The sequence below is a fragment of the Aeromicrobium alkaliterrae genome (genome assembly GCF_039529015.1).
GTDB classification, from domain to species: Bacteria; Actinomycetota; Actinomycetes; order Propionibacteriales; family Nocardioidaceae; genus Aeromicrobium; species Aeromicrobium alkaliterrae.
Map to the genome: position 1 here is coordinate 21,325 of NZ_BAAAME010000010.1, position 15,143 is coordinate 36,467.

14 protein-coding genes are annotated in these 15,143 nt (G+C 72.4%); 6 read left to right on the forward strand and 8 right to left on the reverse strand.

Features of this window, described 5'->3' with window-relative positions:
• Positions 1-25: 25 nt before the first annotated feature.
• The 4 genes from ABD127_RS17325 to ABD127_RS17340 all read right to left on the reverse strand — a co-directional run bounded on the left by ABD127_RS17325 (position 26) and on the right by ABD127_RS17340 (position 3,889).
• Complete coding sequence (locus tag ABD127_RS17325) at positions 26-1,825, reverse strand: DUF7937 domain-containing protein (protein WP_344203830.1); 1,800 nt, start codon at positions 1,823-1,825, stop codon at positions 26-28.
• Positions 1,826-1,901: 76 nt separating this feature from the next.
• Positions 1,902-2,189, reverse strand: a complete 288-nt coding sequence (locus tag ABD127_RS17330; RefSeq protein ID WP_344203831.1) for a hypothetical protein — start codon at positions 2,187-2,189, stop codon at positions 1,902-1,904.
• Positions 2,190-2,191: 2 nt separating this feature from the next.
• Positions 2,192-3,544 carry a phosphomannomutase/phosphoglucomutase gene (locus ABD127_RS17335; RefSeq protein ID WP_344203832.1) on the reverse strand — a complete coding sequence of 451 codons (1,353 nt, stop codon included), beginning with the start codon at positions 3,542-3,544 and terminating at the stop codon, positions 2,192-2,194.
• Between the two features lie 9 nt (positions 3,545-3,553).
• Positions 3,554-3,889 carry a DUF3499 domain-containing protein gene (locus ABD127_RS17340; RefSeq protein WP_344203833.1) on the reverse strand — a complete coding sequence of 112 codons (336 nt, stop codon included), beginning with the start codon at positions 3,887-3,889 and terminating at the stop codon, positions 3,554-3,556.
• Between the two features lie 66 nt (positions 3,890-3,955).
• On the opposite strand from ABD127_RS17340, the gene ABD127_RS17345 reads away from it, so the two are divergent.
• The gene (locus tag ABD127_RS17345) at positions 3,956-4,432 is read left to right on the forward strand and encodes a metallopeptidase family protein (protein WP_344203834.1); all 477 of its coding nucleotides are present in this window, start codon (positions 3,956-3,958) and stop codon (positions 4,430-4,432) included.
• Between the two features lie 283 nt (positions 4,433-4,715).
• Here ABD127_RS17345 and ABD127_RS17350 read toward each other — a convergent pair whose 3' ends face one another.
• The 3 genes from ABD127_RS17350 to ABD127_RS17360 all read right to left on the reverse strand — a co-directional run bounded on the left by ABD127_RS17350 (position 4,716) and on the right by ABD127_RS17360 (position 9,250).
• The gene (locus ABD127_RS17350) at positions 4,716-6,098 is read right to left on the reverse strand and encodes a DUF5719 family protein (RefSeq protein WP_344203835.1); all 1,383 of its coding nucleotides are present in this window, start codon (positions 6,096-6,098) and stop codon (positions 4,716-4,718) included.
• Positions 6,095-8,929 (reverse strand): glycosyltransferase, encoded by a 2,835-nt coding sequence (locus ABD127_RS17355; RefSeq protein ID WP_344203836.1) that lies wholly within the window; start codon positions 8,927-8,929, stop codon positions 6,095-6,097. The genes ABD127_RS17350 and ABD127_RS17355 overlap by 4 nt, the downstream gene beginning before the upstream one ends.
• Positions 8,930-8,995: 66 nt before the next feature.
• On the reverse strand, positions 8,996-9,250 hold the full coding sequence (locus ABD127_RS17360; protein ID WP_344203839.1) for a WhiB family transcriptional regulator: 255 nt from the start codon (positions 9,248-9,250) through the stop codon (positions 8,996-8,998).
• A 101-nt stretch (positions 9,251-9,351) separates the two neighbouring features.
• Here ABD127_RS17360 and ABD127_RS17365 point away from each other — a divergent pair, with 101 nt between their 5' ends.
• Genes ABD127_RS17365 through ABD127_RS17380 form a run of 4 tightly spaced genes read left to right on the forward strand, consistent with a single transcriptional unit; the run spans position 9,352 to position 12,348 of the window.
• Positions 9,352-10,026: a 2-phospho-L-lactate transferase CofD family protein gene (locus tag ABD127_RS17365; RefSeq protein WP_344203840.1), complete on the forward strand. Its 675-nt coding sequence runs from the start codon at positions 9,352-9,354 to the stop codon at positions 10,024-10,026.
• Positions 10,023-10,706, forward strand: coding sequence for a TIGR03089 family protein (locus tag ABD127_RS17370; RefSeq protein WP_344203841.1), 684 nt, complete (start codon positions 10,023-10,025; stop codon positions 10,704-10,706). The genes ABD127_RS17365 and ABD127_RS17370 overlap by 4 nt, the downstream gene beginning before the upstream one ends.
• A 24-nt stretch (positions 10,707-10,730) precedes the next feature.
• On the forward strand, positions 10,731-11,609 hold the full coding sequence (locus tag ABD127_RS17375) for an ABC transporter permease (protein ID WP_344203843.1): 879 nt from the start codon (positions 10,731-10,733) through the stop codon (positions 11,607-11,609).
• Positions 11,593-12,348 (forward strand): ABC transporter ATP-binding protein, encoded by a 756-nt coding sequence (locus ABD127_RS17380; RefSeq protein ID WP_344203844.1) that lies wholly within the window; start codon positions 11,593-11,595, stop codon positions 12,346-12,348. Before ABD127_RS17375 ends, ABD127_RS17380 begins: the two co-directional genes overlap by 17 nt.
• 200 nt (positions 12,349-12,548) lie before the next feature.
• Here the strand turns inward: ABD127_RS17380 and ABD127_RS17385 are convergent, their stop codons facing one another.
• Complete coding sequence (locus ABD127_RS17385) at positions 12,549-13,940, reverse strand: WS/DGAT/MGAT family O-acyltransferase (protein ID WP_344203846.1); 1,392 nt, start codon at positions 13,938-13,940, stop codon at positions 12,549-12,551.
• Between the two features lie 189 nt (positions 13,941-14,129).
• On the opposite strand from ABD127_RS17385, the gene ABD127_RS17390 reads away from it, so the two are divergent.
• Positions 14,130-15,134 carry an alpha/beta hydrolase gene (locus ABD127_RS17390; RefSeq protein WP_344203848.1) on the forward strand — a complete coding sequence of 335 codons (1,005 nt, stop codon included), beginning with the start codon at positions 14,130-14,132 and terminating at the stop codon, positions 15,132-15,134.
• Positions 15,135-15,143 lie beyond the last annotated feature (9 nt).

The window sequence follows — 15,143 nt, forward strand, 5'->3', positions numbered from 1 at the left end:
CGGGGGTCCTGGCGTTCGGCAGGTGTCAGGCCTGCGGACGCTGCGCGAGCGCGGCGTCGACCTCCGGGTCGCCCAGCTGGCCGAGCCACTCGAGCATGCCCGGGTAGGCCTGCGGGTTGGCGGCGGCCGCCGCGCGAGCCTGCGGGTGGTTCTGCACCAGGTCGGCGAGCTCGGCCTGCGAGATCGTCGGGTCCGAGGCGCGCTGCACGATCGGGTCGACCGCGACCTGCTCGGTCAGGGCCTCGCCGACCGGGATCACCTGCGTCGGGGTCGGTGCAGCAGCCTCCTGCGCCGGAGCTTCCTGGGCAGGAGCCTCCGGAGCCGGGGCCGCAGCCTCGGGAGCCGGAGCAGCCGGGGCGGGCGCGGCCGGAGCCTGGTAGGCCGGAGCGGGCGCCGGGGCCGGAGCCGAGACGATCGGCGCGGTCGGAGCCGGAGCACCCGGCAGCGGCGCACCGACGGCCGGACCGCCGGCCTGAGCGTTGGCGACGGCCTTCTTGAACACGCCCGTGATCGGGGCGACGCCGGTGATAGCCAGGGCGATCACGGCAGCGGCCAGGATCGCACCGAGCCACGTGTCGGCCGAGAGGCCCTGCGGCCCGCCGTTCAGGTTCAGGAAGCCGGCCGAGCCCTCGTCGATGATCGCGATGATGATCGCGAGGATCGTCACGAGCAGCGCCCACACACCGGCGGCGACCAGCGGGAGCAGCTTGGATCCGGTCGACGAGGTCGTGACGAACCCGAACACCGCGACGACGGCACCGAGCACCGACAGGATCAACGTCACGATGACCGGAGCACCGAAGTCGTCGGCCAGGATGCCGATGAAGATCGCGCCGAGCACGTGCAGCAGCGAGGCGAGCGCGAGCAGCAGGAAGCCGGTCTTGGCCGCGCCCGACAGCGAGATCGGGTGCGTGGCGCCGCCCGTGGCGCGCGAGGCGCCCGGCGAGAGCGCGGCAGCAGCTGCGCCGACCAGGAGGAACGCACCGAAGCCCGGACCGTGGAAGGACTCGAAGCCACCGAGGAGGGTCACGAAGCCCGTGAGCTGCGAGGCGTTCTGGCCGTCGATGTGCAGGATGCCCAGCACGAGGACCAGCAGGCCGAAGCCTGCGATCAGGGCGATACCCGCCGGCTTGGAGAGCAGGGCCTGGACCGCTCCGTAGGCGAGCAGCGCCGTGTAGACGATCGCTGCGATGACGTAGACGATGATCTCCGGCGCCTCGGCACCGAGGTCGTTGAGGTCACCGATGAACACCAGCGAGCTGATCAGCGCGAACAGCGCCGACAGCGCGACGAGGCCGCCCGTGACGTAGACCCAGATCTTGTCGCTCGGCGCGAGCGAGGCCGGCGGCAGCTCGTGCTTGCGCGGCTGCGCCACCAGGAGCGCGGCGAACAGGCCGATCGCCACACCGATGCCGACCGCCCGATCGTCCGCGAGGTCGAGGATCACGACGACCAGGATCACGACGAAGTACAACGCTCCGGCGATCAGCCGGATCAGCCCGTTCGTGCGCGGGTTCCACGCCTGGCCGAAGACGCCCAGCTTCCACAGGTAGGTCGCGACGAGCGAGATGACGGCGAGTCCGGTGACCACGTCGACGAACCAGAGCTCGGCACCGCTGTTGATGCCGCCGTCGAAGTTCCAGTCGTAGAACAACGCCGTGACGAGGAGCACGAGCGCCGCGACGTCGCGCAGGACGTCGACGAGCGGGAGTCCGGAGAAGGGGTTGGTGACCTGGGCCGGGGCACCGGGAGCCGGCTGGTACTGCGGCTGCTGGTACTGCGGCTGCGGCTGCGGCTGCTGCGGCGGATAGGGCTGGGAAGTCATGGCCAGCAGACTAGCCCGAACGGACCATCCGGGCAGCGCGGAGTCCACCGCGCGACATGGGGACCACTCCCCCCGGTCACTCGCGCTTGAGCCTCTTGGGCCCGTCGGGCAGCTCCGGCGCCGCGCCGTCGGCCGGAAGGCGCTCGTCGCCCGGCATCCACCCGCCGTAGACGTCGACCATCTCGACCACGCGGGCGTCGAACGGCGACACGGTGAGCGCCCAGGCATGGTCCTCGGCGTCGTCCTCGCCGGCGAACGGCTCGCGCCGCAGGTCGGCGGCGTAGCCCTCGGCCGTGAGGGCCTTGACGAGCTCGCTGGCGTCGTCGGCCTCGTCGAAGTAGATCTCGGGGCTGCGGTCGGGCATGACTACCTCCGGATGAGGTCGAGCACCTCGTCGCGGACCTTCGCCATCGTGGCCTCGTCGTCGCCCTCGACGTTGAGACGCAGCAGCGGCTCGGTGTTGGAGGCGCGGACGTTGAACCACCAGGTGTCGGCCGTGACGGTCAGGCCGTCGAGACGGTCCTGGTCGAGGTCGCCGTACTGCTGCACGAGACGGTCGATGACCTCGGCGGCGTCGGTGACGGTGCTGTTGATCTCACCCGACGCCGCGTAGCGCGTGAAGCTCTGCATGAGCTCCGAGACCGTTCCGTCGGTCTCGGCCAGCGCGCCCATGACGTGCAGCGCGGCGAGCATGCCGGAATCGGCCAGGTAGAAGTCGCGGAAGTAGAAGTGCCCGGAGTGCTCGCCCCCGAAGACGGCGTCGGTGCGCGCCATCTCGGCCTTGATCAGCGAGTGGCCGACGGGCGTGCGCACCGCCGTGCCGCCGTGCTCGGTGACGATCTCCGGGACCGCCTTGGAGCAGATGACGTTGTGCAGGATCGTCGAGCCGGGCTGCTGCGCGAGGTAGCGGGTGCCGATGAGGGCCGTGATCGCGGACGGCGCGACGGGCTCGCCGGTCTCGTCGACGACGAAGCAGCGGTCGGCGTCGCCGTCGAACGCCAGGCCCAGGTCGGCGCCGTGCTCACGCACCGCGGCCTGCAGGTCGACGAGGGTCGAGGTGTCGAGCGGGTTGGCCTCGTGGTTCGGGAAGGTGCCGTCGAGCTCGAAGTACAGCGGGAGCACCTCGGCGTCGATCTGGTCCAGGACGGCGCTGGCGGTGTGCCCGGCCATGCCGTTGCCCGCGTCGACGACGACCTTCAGGCGGCGACCGGAGACCGGCGCGAGCGAGACGACCAGGGCCGCGTAGTCCTCGAGGAAGTCGCGCTCGGTCAGGGTGCCGCGCAGCGCACCCGCCGGCTGGTCGAGGAGGTCGCTCGCGGCCTCGGCGATGGTCGCCAGGCCCGTGTCGAGGCCGATGGGTCGCGCGCCGGCACGGCAGACCTTGAACCCGTTGTAGCCGGCCGGGTTGTGGCTGGCCGTGACCATGACGCCCGGCAGGTCGAGCACGCCCGAGGCGGCGTACAGCATGTCGGTCGAGGCGAGGCCGATCAGCACGACGTCACCGCCCTGCGCGCGGACGCCGTCGGCGATGGCGCCGGCCAGCTCGGGCGAGGTGTCGCGCATGTCGTGGCCGACGACCACCGTGCCGCCGCCGTCGCTGGTGCCGACCTCGTCGGAGTAGGCGCGACCGAAGGCCAGGGCGAGGGTGGCGTCCAGCTGGTCAGGGGTCGTGCCTCGGACGTCGTACGCCTTCGTCACGGCAGCGAAGCGGGGATGCATGCGGCGAGCCTAGTGGTCGCGCGGGGGGACGCTGCTGAGCCCCGGCGGGCCCGGCTGCTGCGGACCCGATCGGACGTCGCGGCCGGCCTCGCGCACGGCGTCCGCCAGGGCCAGGAGATCGTCCCGGGACGGCTCGGCCGTGCCGGAGTCGATCGCCAGTCGGATGACGTTCCAGCCCTGCGGCACCGACAGGCGCGCGGCGTGGTCGACGCACAGGTCGTACGTGTGGGGCTCCGCGGCCGTGGCCAGAGGACCGATCACGGCCGTCTGGTCGGCGTAGACGTAGGTGAGCGTGGCGACCGCTGCAGCGGGGCAGGCGGCTCGGGTGCAACGGCGGACACTCACCCGGGCGAGACTACCTCCCGCTCGCGTCCACCGTGGTCAGACTCGCAGCGTGGCTACCATCGCTGCGTGGGCACCTCACCGCGCGACGCACGACGCTTCGTCGGACCAGGACTCGAGCCGGTCGTGACCGGCCCGCGGCCCGGCCGCCTGCGTGACCGCCGAGGTCGTGGCGCCCGGGGCCCCCTGGCGCTGCCCGGTCCCCTCTCCCCCGCGAGCGTCCCGCTGCACCGGGCCCCGCGCGACGCGTTCGACCGGCTCGTGGCCGACGTCCTCGCGGCGCTCGAGCCCCACTTCGTCCGCGAGACCGACGACGTCGACGTCGTCGTGGAGGAGGCCCCGCTCCTCCCGCCGGAGTGGGACGAGCGCGTGCCGACCAGCGTCGTCGCGGAGCACCTCACGCCGGCCCGGCTCGTCCTCTACCGCCTGCCGCTCGCGAGCGGGTGCGAGACCCGCGCCGACCTGGAGCACGCCATCTGGGACGCCGTCCTCCACGGTCTCGCCCAGGTCTGGCACGTCCCCCCGGAGTCGCTGGACCCGCGATAGGGGGCGTTCCCCGGTGGTTGAGGTGCGAGTGCCGCCTGCGGCGCGAGCCTCGAAACCTCCCGGTACGTGACCGCTCCCGGCACCAACCGACAAGCGGCATGGACCGCGAGCGGCCACCGACGGTCACCTCACCCCCGCGCCTGCACGATGTGGTCACTCCGGTCACGATTTCGGGCCACATTCGTGACCGGAGTGACCACATGTTGCGGCCATCGAGATATGGCGACTTTGGTCCCATTCTGGCGCCCGAAATGGGGCCAAAGTCGACACATCTGGGCGGGGCCTAGAACCCGGGGCGGACGGCGGGGCCGAGGGCGTCGACAGGCGCCTCGACGAGGCCGAGCAGCGCGAGCAGGTTCTCGACGCGGTAGACAGCCGTGCCGTGGACCGGCGCGTCGGAGGTGAGCACGACGTAGGCGACGTCGGGCGAGCCGAAGGCCTCCGGGTCGGCGAGGTCGACCTGACCCAGCACCATCGAGCCGACCTCGACGGTCGTGGAGCCGACCGAGGTCATCGCGGCGTCGAACGCCTCGACCGTGACCTCGGCGGTCTCGTCGTCGGCCAGGAGCTGCAGCACCGGGCGCACGGCGCCGGCACCGGTGGCCACGGGGACCACGACCGGCCCCGTCCAGGCCGGGACGGCCGTCGCGTAGGCGAAGTCCTGCGCCGAGGGGGTGACCCGGACGGTCGAGAGCACCGGCAGGTCGGACTGCACGCGGAACGCCGTGGCGTCGGTGCCGGACGCCTGCGGGAGCGGGACCGACACCACGGACCCCGCGGGGACGGCGACGGCGTCGAGCCCCTCCGGCACGAAGTCGGCCTCCGCTCCGGCCTGGCGGACCGTCGCGGTCGCGGCCGTCGTGCCGGGGTTGGCGAGCAGGAGGGTGCGGGTGCCCGCCGCAGCGATGCCGGGCAGGACCGACTCGGTCGTCGGCTCGCCCGAGCTGGGCAGGATCTCCGAACCCGCCAGGACCGCGGACGACGTGTCCATCAGGGCCGTCGTCACGGCGCCGCGCGTGCGCACCACGCGGATCGCCACCTCGTCGGCGCCGACCGCGAGGTCGCTGACGTTGACGCTCCGCGTCTCCCCCGGCTCGACCACGATGCCGGTCTCGCCGACCGCGTCGATCGGACCCGCGGGCCCCCAGAGCTGCACGTCGACGCTGCCGACGACGTCGGCGACGTTGGTCAACACGAGCGCCGAGGAGTGACGTGCGGTCGTGCCGGCGCCGAGGTACCAGGTCTCGTCGGAGACGCGGGGGCACTCGGTCACGACGAGCCCACCGCCCGCCGACAACCGGCCGGCCGCATAGGCGACGCCGCCACCGGACCCGTCCTGGCGGACCACGGCCGCGTCACCCGTCGCGGCGCTCGGCGACCACACCGCGGGGTCCAGCTCTGCGTCGGTGCTCTCCTCGCCCGTGGTGGTGGTGACGACCGACGACGTGCCGGCCTCCACCTGACCGGCCGACGCCGTCAGTCCACCCGCCACGGGGCAGGCGGCGACCGACGACACGATCGGGACCTCGCGCGGGCCGGTCGTGTCGCTGCCGGCCGGACCGACGACGACGCCCAGCGCGACCAGCAGCACGCCGACGAGGGGGAAGGTCAGCACCTTCAGGGTCTCCGGTCCGACGCTCGGCCTCGCCGACCTGCGCCGGCTCATGCGAGCACCCCGTTCACGTCGTCGTCCTCGACCTCGTCGGCGAACGGCTCCGGCTCGGGGCGACGGCGCACCGGCGCGGTCAGCACGAGCGCGAGCAGCCACGTGAGGGTCTGCACGAGTCCGAGGCCGATGCGCCACCACGTGGTCTCGGGGGTCGTGTCGCCGACCTGACCCTCGATCGTCCAGACCCGCGAGGTGGGGCTCTCGCTGCCCGACGGCTGCATCGAGGGGGCGGCGTCGACCCGGGAGGCGAGCTGCTCGTCGGCATCCGGCAGGTAGACCGCGGTGATGCCCGCGTCGAGCAGCGTCTGCACGTCGTCGGCGGACGGCGCGGACAGCAACCGGTCGACGGCGGTGCGGACGTCGTCGGCGGTCTGGGACGAGCGCGCCATCGCCTCCTCGCCGAGGTCCTCACCAGCACCGCGCACGATGACGTACGTGACCCCGCCCTCGAGGTCGCCGCGCACGACCAGGGTCGAGCCCTCGCGGTCGACCAGGTAGGCCGGCACGACACCGACCGTGCCGTCGTGCAGCGGGTCGTGGGAGCCCCGCACGACCCAGTGCAGGCCTGCCAACGCGGGGAACACCAGGGCCAGGACGACCAGACCGATCGTCAGGCGGCGCGGCAGGAACTCCAGCTCCTCCGCAGCCAGCAGCGCGGCGCCGAGCATCGCGCCGAGGAAGATGCCGGACGGCAGGGCCAGCGTGGGCACGAGACCCGACGCGCCGCTCGGCGTGCCGTACGTGACGGCGTACCCGAGGACGGCCGTGGCCAGGCCGACGAGCCCGACGACCCAGGCCCAGCGCACCTCGTCGCGCGTCAGCGCGGGCAGCAGCGCCAGGATGCCGACCAGGACCGCCGTGATCCCGATCCAGCCAGGCGCGGAGCCCGGGCCGGACCAGCCGCCGAGCACGGCGGACGGGAGCGACGGGTCGGCGGAGATCGCGAGACCCGCGTCCCAGAACACGCGCCAGGGGTTCAGCGCCCGCTGCACGAGCCACGGGCCGAGCAGGACGACGGCGACGCCCGCCGAGAGCGCCAGCTGTCGGGCGAGCGCCCCGAGCTCCTCGTGCCTGCGGCGCGCGACGAGCACCAGGACGAGACCGATGACGGTCATCGACAGGACCAGCGGGGCGAACGCGGCCGCGACCGAGGTCCAGATGCCGAGTCGCAGGGCCGTCTGCCAGTGCGGGACGGCCACGAGCTGCAGCACGACGTTGACGATGATCGGCGCGACGACGAGGCCGACGACCGTGCCGAGCCGGCCCTGGTCGATCGCTCCCCCGGCCGCGACGACCAGGCCGTACGAGATCGCGAAGGTGATGCGAGCGGGCCGGTTGCTGCTGACGAGGCGGGCCAGCCGGTGCGCCGTCAGGCCTGCCAGGACCGGCGCGAGCACGAGCAGGGCCCACACGAGCAGCTCCGGCGCGAACCACACGGGGACCGCGGCCAGCGCCAGCAGCAGCACGTACGGAGGCGCGGTCGCCAGGGTCGGGAGTCCGATGTCGTCCGCACCGCGCAGCACGAGCTCCCACCAACCGCCGGCGGTCGACGGGGCCGGCAGCAGGGCACCGCCGGAGAGTCCCGGCAGGAGCTGGCGGCCGGCCAGGAGGGCGACGATCGTGAACAGCACGGTCGCGGTCAGCCAGGGGCGGCGCCGCCAGATCGAGGGGCCGGCGTCGAGCTCGATCTCCTCGCCGTCCTCGGTGTCCTCGTAGTAGGTCCGCCGCCCGACCGTCTCGACGGTCTCGGGGCGCACCATCGCGCGCACCGTCTCGACGAGGGTGTCCCAGGTGTGCTGGTACGGCAGCCACCACGGCGGGAAGAGGTGCGCGATGTCCTCGTGCGGCACGCGCGCCGTCCGCTGGCGCCACTGCCGGGCGCGCTTGAGCCGGCCCGGGTGCAGGTAGATCGACCGCAGGGCCAGGAGCTCGTCGGCCGCGCCCTCGGGGTAGCGCTCGACCAGCTGACCGAGGAAGCGCAGCAGGGTGCCGAAGAACAGGCGGACGTACTGCCAGGCGAACCGCCGGGTCGAGACGTTGGCGAGCACCGTGAACATCTCGGCGCGACGACGCTCGAAGTGCGGCGGGTCGCCGGCGGAGCGCTCGCGCACGCGCCGGCGGCTGGCCTCGGCGTGGAAGACGACGGCGGCCGGTGCGGTGCGGACCCGGTGGCCCGCCCGGTTGGCGCGCCAACCCAGGTCGAGGTCGTCGGCGAACAGGGGCAGCTCGGGGTCGAGGCCACCCAGCTCGTCCCAGACGTCGCGGCGCACGAGCATCCCCGCGGTGTTGACCGCCAGGACGTCCTCGGCCCAGTCGTGCTGGCCGGCGTCCGGCTCACCCGTCTCGAGCCCGGTCTCGCGCGAGGCGGTGCCGGAGATCGTCAGGCCGACCTCCAGGAGGCGACGCAGCGACGGCCACTCGCGGATCTTGGGGCCGACGATGCCGACGTCCGGGGCGCGGGTCGCCTCGTCGAGCAGGCCCGCGAGCGTGCCCGGTGTGACGGTCACGTCGTCGTGCAGGAGCCAGATCCAGTCGGTGCGCGGCAGCTCGGACAGACCGAGCCGGACCGCTTGGCCGAAGCCGGTTCCGGCCGGCGCGTACGTGATGCGCTCGGCGCCGAACGATCGGCGCAGGAGCTCGGCGGAGCCGTCGGTCGAGCTGACGTCGACCGAGTGCCAGGCGGTCGGGGCATGACTCAGACCGGCGAGCGAGGAGAGGACCTTGGGCAGCCAGGTGGCGCCGTCGTGCGAGACGAGGACCGCGGCGACGGTGGGTGGACTGCTCCGCCACGTCGGTGCCTGCTGCTCGTCGTCCACGAGCGTCGACACTACCGGTCACGTGGGTAGCGACCTCCGGGCGTCACGGGACCCGGCGCGGGCTCCGTGACCGGCGTCTCAGGCGCGCTTCTTGAGCTTGCGCCTCTCGCGCTCGGACAGACCGCCCCAGATGCCGAAGCGCTCGTCGTGCTGGAGCGCGTAGTCCAGGCAGTCGCCGCGGACGTCGCAGGTCAGACAGACCCGCTTCGCCTCACGTGTCGATCCGCCCTTCTCGGGAAAGAAGGCCTCCGGATCGGTCTGGGCGCACAAGGCGCGCTCCTGCCACAGGAGTTCTTCGGTGTCGCCCACCGGAAGGCCCAGATCGAATGACATGCATGTGATTACAGTCGCTCAACTGCCACACGTCAAGCCGAAAGTCCAAGATCAGGCCCCTCGACGGCGTGTCGCCCTGTGATTACGGCACGATGATCCTCATGCAACTCGTCCTGCTGTCCGGTGCGGCCGGTACCGGCCTGGCGCGGGAGCTGGCCGGTCGGTGCGAGCTCACGGTCGTCGCCCCGACGACCCGTGACTCGTGGGCCGACGGCCTCAAGCGCTCCCCCGACGTCGACGCCTTCCTGTCCGACCCCGCCCACGAACCGACCTACGGCGTCGCCCGCGCGCTCGAGGAGCTGGCGTTCGGGGCCGCCTGGCAGCGGGCCCACGACGACGAGATCGCCCTGCGGATCATGCGCACCGAGCTGCTGCACGCGGACTTCACCATGACGACCGCCGTCGCTGCCCTCGCGGAGCGCCGCGGGCTGCCGTTCACGCTGCTGCCGCTGAGTGACGACCGTGGCGAGATGCGCTACGTCGTGACCGACGAGGAGTCGGGCTCACGGGCCGTGCACCACGACGAGTACCGGGCCGCCCTGCCGGTCGGCGAGTCGCCGGAGCCCCAGGTCGTCGCGCTGACCTGGTCGGTCACCGACCAGGTCGTCGAGGCGGTGCAGGCCTCCGAGCAGACGACCGTCGCCGTCGTCGGCTCCGACGCCGTCGTCCGCCACGCGATCGACGCGATCGCGAAGCGCGTTCCCGAGGCCCGGTTCGTCGACGTGACCGAGGCCGGTGTCGCCGAGGTCCTGCGCGCCGTCACGACGCCCCGATGAGGCCCACCACGAGCCTGGTCGACCTGGCGGCCCGGGTCGCGAGCCCGGCGTCGCCGCTCGTCACGTACTACGACGCCGACACGGGCGAGCGCGTCGAGCTGAGCGGCGTCACGACCGCCAACTGGGTCGCCAAGACGGGCAACTTCCTGATCGGAGAGCTCGACGCCGAGATCGGGACGCGCCTGCGGATCGGCCTGCCGACCCACTGGCTGCGCGCGGTCTGGCTGCTGTCCGCCTGGCAGGTCGGGGCGGTCGTGACCGACGACGACGCCCAGATCGCCGTGACGGGTCCCGACCTCGCCGCCGACGAGCCCGAGCGCGTGGCCTCGGCCCTGCTCCCGTTCGGGGTCCGGTTCCCGACCCCGCCCGAGGGCTTCTGGGACCTGGGCGCCGAGGTGCCCGGGCACCCCGACGTCTACCTGGGCGTCGACGCCCCGGTGCTGCAGGACGACGCGGTCGACCTGCCCGGGCTCAGCGCCACCCACGCCGACCTGCTGTCGCTGACGCCGGACTCGCGGCGCCTGGTCGTCGGCGAGGGCGACGTGGCCCGTGACGCCCGCCTGCTCGTGGCCGCCTGCCTGGGCGGCGGCTCCCTCGTGCTGGTGCGCGGCGGGGAGCAGGCGCACCTGGAACGGATCGCCGTTCAGGAACAGGCCATCATCTGGTCGCCGAGCGTTTGACCGGAGCCCCTAGCGTCCGGTGACGTGGTGACCACCGACCCGGACGCGATCGCGCCAGCAACGCGAACCGGGCAGGTCCCGCTGACCCTGGTCGGCGGTCGTCCACCGCTGCCGACGTACCTGCGTCAGGTGTGGCAGCGACGCTCGTTCATCTACGCGCTCGCCCGGTTCCGCATCGAGGCCGAGAACCAGCAGAACCGCCTGGGGATGGCCTGGGTCGTGCTCAAGCCGCTGCTCAACGCGGGCCTCTACGGGACGATCTTCGGCGTCCTGCTGGCGAGCGGCAGGCCGCCCCACTTCGTCGAGTTCCTCATCATCGGGGTGTTCCTGTTCGAGTTCTTCGCGACCTCGTTCACGAGCGGCGCGAAGTCGATCACGGCGAACACCGCCCTGGTGCAGAGCCTCGCGTTCCCGCGCATGGCGCTGCCGATCGCGGTCGTGGTGCAGCGCCTGCTGCAGTTCGTGCCGATGCTCGCGATCATGGTCGTCGTCGTGGCCGCGTTCGGCCACCCCGTGGGCCCGGAGTGGCTGCTGCTGCTGCCGCTCACGGCGCTGTTCTTCGCCTTCAACACCGGGCTCGCGCTGATCGCGGCACGGCTCACGGTGCACGTGCGCGACCTGAACAACCTGCTGCCGTTCATCACGCGGATCACGTTCTACACGACGGGGATCTTCTTCAGCATCGAGCAGCGGTTCGCCGACGACCCGCTGGTCCTGCGCATCGCGTCCTTCGTGCCGCTGCACGAGTTCCTGACCCTGGCCCGGGGCCTGCTGCTGGACGACCCGGCCTTCGAGGCTCCCCCGGAGTTCTGGCTGTACGCCGCAGTGTGGTCGGTCGGCGTGCTGCTGGTCGGGATCGTCTTCTTCTGGGCCGCCGAGGAACGCTATGGCCGGACCGACTGACCCGCACGGGCGCCGGCCCGTCGTCGTGGTCGACGACCTGCACGTCGAGTACCGGGTGCTCACGACCGGCAAGCGCGCCGGGGCCCGCGACGTCCGGGGAGGCCTGCTGCACCGCGGTCGCACGACCCGCACGGTGCACGCGCTCCGCGGCATCAGCTTCACGGCGTACGAGGGCGACAGCGTCGGCGTGATCGGCGCGAACGGCTCCGGCAAGTCCACGCTCATGCGCGCGATCGTCGGGTTGACCCCGGCCACGCGCGGATCGGTGCAGGCGGCGGGCCGACCGAGCCTGCTGGGGGTCGGCGCCGCGCTCGTCAAGGAGCTGTCGGGCTCGCGGAACATCGTCCTCGGCGGCCTGGCCCTGGGGTTCTCGCGCGAGGAGATCGAGGCCCGCCACGACGACATCGTCGCGTTCGCCGGCCTGGAGGAGTTCATCGACCTGCCGATGCGGACGTACTCCTCCGGCATGACCGCGCGCCTGAAGTTCGCGATCGCGACGGCGCGCGACCACGACATCCTGATCGTCGACGAGGCGCTCGCGGTCGGCGACAAGGGCTTCCGCGCCAAGAGCGAGGGCCGCATCCGCGAGATCCGCGACGACGCCGGCACGGTGTTCCTCGTCAGCCACTCGATGAAGTCGATCCGCGACACGTGCAGCCGCACGATCTGGATCGAGCGCGGCAGCCTCGTGATGGACGGCCCCACGGACGAGGTCGTCACCGCCTACGAGGCCCGCTGATCCCACCGCAGGTGGTCACCGCACGCCCTTCGAGGCTCCTCGTTCCTCGTCGCACCTCAGGGCCCGGAGGCGTTCCCGCCCCCTGAGGTGCGCCCTTCGAGGCTCCTCGTTCCTCGTCGCACCTCAGGGCCCGGAGGCGTTCCCGCCCCCTGAGGTGCGAGGTACGAGCCTCGAAGGAGGTACCGCGACCACGCGGCTCCCTACCCCCACGAGGCCTCGAGCTCGGCGAGCGAGCTCTCGAGGTGCAGCAGGAGCCGCTGCAGGTGCGGCACGGTGCGGCGGCAGCCGATGATGCCGACGTCGATGTGACCGGCGCGGCTCGTCAGCGTGATGTTGATGGCCTGGCCGTCGAGGGCGATCGAGACGGGGTACATGCCGTCGAGGCGGGCACCGTTGAAGTACATCTCCTCGCTCGGGCCCGGCACGTTCGAGACGATCACGTTGAACGGCGGGTGCGTGTACTTCACGAACCCCGGGATCGGCGTGAACGCCAGCGGCAGCATCTGCAGGGCCGAGAACGCCAGGATCTGGGTCGGCGACAGGTCGCCGAGGATCCGCTTGGCCTGGCGCGAGGAGTGCGCGATCTCCTCCAGACGCGTCGACCCGCTCTCCCGGTCCGTCGCGAGGTTGACGATGATCACGCCGACCTGGTTCCCGCCGGTGCCGTCGTCGTCACCGGCGCGCAGCGAGAGGGAGACCGGGACCATCGCGGTCATGGGCTCGTCGGGCAGCGCGTTGTTCTCGACCAGGTACTCCCGCAGCGCTCCGGAGACCATCGCCAGCACGACGTCGTTCATCGTCGTGGCCGACGACTTGGCGACCCGCCGGATCCGCTCGATCTCCCACGACTGCGCCGCGAAGCGCCGCGCGCCGCCGATCGGCACGTTGAACATCGTCCGGGGCGCCCGCGGCAGGGTCAGGTCGTTGGAGCCGATCGCCTCGGCGGCGATGCGGGCCGAGGCGGGCAGCAGCCCGGCCAGGTCGCCCGCGACGTCCGCCGCGGCGCTCGCGAAGGACTTCGCCATCGAGAGCGGGGCGAACCCACCCCCTCCGCCACCGGACCGGGTGCTGCTGCGCTCGGGCTGCAGCCACGGGGGCAGGCAGTCGTCCTGGTCGGGATCGGTGCTGAGCGAGCGCTGCATCAGCCGGATCGCCGAGACGCCGTCGATCATCGAGTGGTGGACCTTGTTGTAGACCGCGAACCGGCCGTCCTGCAGGCCCTCCACGACGTGGCACTCCCACAGCGGACGGTGCCGGTCGAGCAGCGAGCTGTGCCACAGCGACGTCGCCTGCAGCAGCTCGCGGACGCGCCGCGGCTCCGGCAGGGCCGAGTGCCGCACGTGGTAGTCGAAGTCGATCGTCTCGTCGTGCGTCCACCACGTGCTGCCGACGGCCCCGACCGGCTCGGCCGGGCGCTTGCGGAACAGCGAGTTCACGGCGTCGCTGCTGCGGAACTGCTCCAGCAGGTCGCGCACGAAGTCGGGGCCCGCGTCCGCCGGCGGCTCGAACAGCTGGAGCCCGCCGACGTGCATCGGGTGCTCGCGCGACTCGGCGAGGAGGAACATCGAGTCGGTCGGCGGCATGAACGGCATGGTGGGTTCCTCGCGCAGGTGAATCGGATGTCGCGTACGCTAACGAGCGAATGTGAAGCAAGTCACAACAGGTCACGTTCTCGTGAATTCTCGAGAGCCGTTGGGAGTCGGCCAGTGACCCGAAGGGGAGTCAAGATGGGAAGCCACCTCACGGTAGCCGCGGACGCTCAGTTCCGCTCTGGTGCCAGCGTGCCGTCTCAGCTGCTGGCCTTCGGGCTCAAGCACACCGTGCGACCGCTCCTCGACACGTGGGCGCGCCTGCCGTTCGACGTCTTCCCGCCCAACCTCCTCGAGCACGCTGCGCGCCTGCTGCCGGCCCCCGAGGGCACGCGCTGGCGCACGGTCGACCTGCCGCACTGCCGCGCCGAGTACGTCATGGGCGCCGACGTCCCCGACGCACCGGGCCGGGGCGGCGCGATCCTGTACATGCACGGCGGGGCCTTCCTGACCTGCGGCCTGAACACCCACCGCCGCCTCGTCTCCCGCATCTCCTCGGCCGCAGGCTCACCGGCACTCAACGTCGGGTACCGGCAGATGCCGTACGAGCCCATCACCGAGTCGATCGCCGACGGCCTGGAGGGCCTGCACTGGCTGCTGGCCCAGGGGCACCGCATCGAGGACGTCACGATCGCGGGCGACTCGGCGGGGGGCTACCTGGCGTTCGCGATCGCCCGTGCCGCGATGGATGCCGGCCTTGGACGCCCCGCCGGCGTCGTGGCCCTCTCCCCCCTGCTCGACTTCGACCCTGCGGGCAAGGCGGCCCACCGCAACGCGCACCGCTGCCAGACCTTCTCGATGCGAGCCGTGGCCAAGCTGACCGACGTCACTGACCGCCTCGACGCGCGGCGCGGGGTCTCCGGGCGACGTACCAACCCCGTCGACATGCCGCTGGCCGACATGCCGCCGACGCTGATCCACGTCGGCTCGCGCGAGATCCTCCTGGCCGATGCCGAGCTCATGGCGAACCGCCTCGTCGCAGCCGGTGTGCCGTGCGACCTCACGGTCTGGGACCGTCAGGTCCACGTCTTCCAGGCTGCCGCCTCGTGGGTGCCGGAGGGCCGCGCCGCGATCGGTGAGATCGGCGAGTTCATCAGCTCGCTCGAGGCGCAGGAGACGGGTGCCCACACGCCTGCCGCGGCGAGCGAGACCGCGACCCGCCGCTCGGGCCGACGCCGCTCCGCAGCGCCCGCCTGAAGCCTGAGC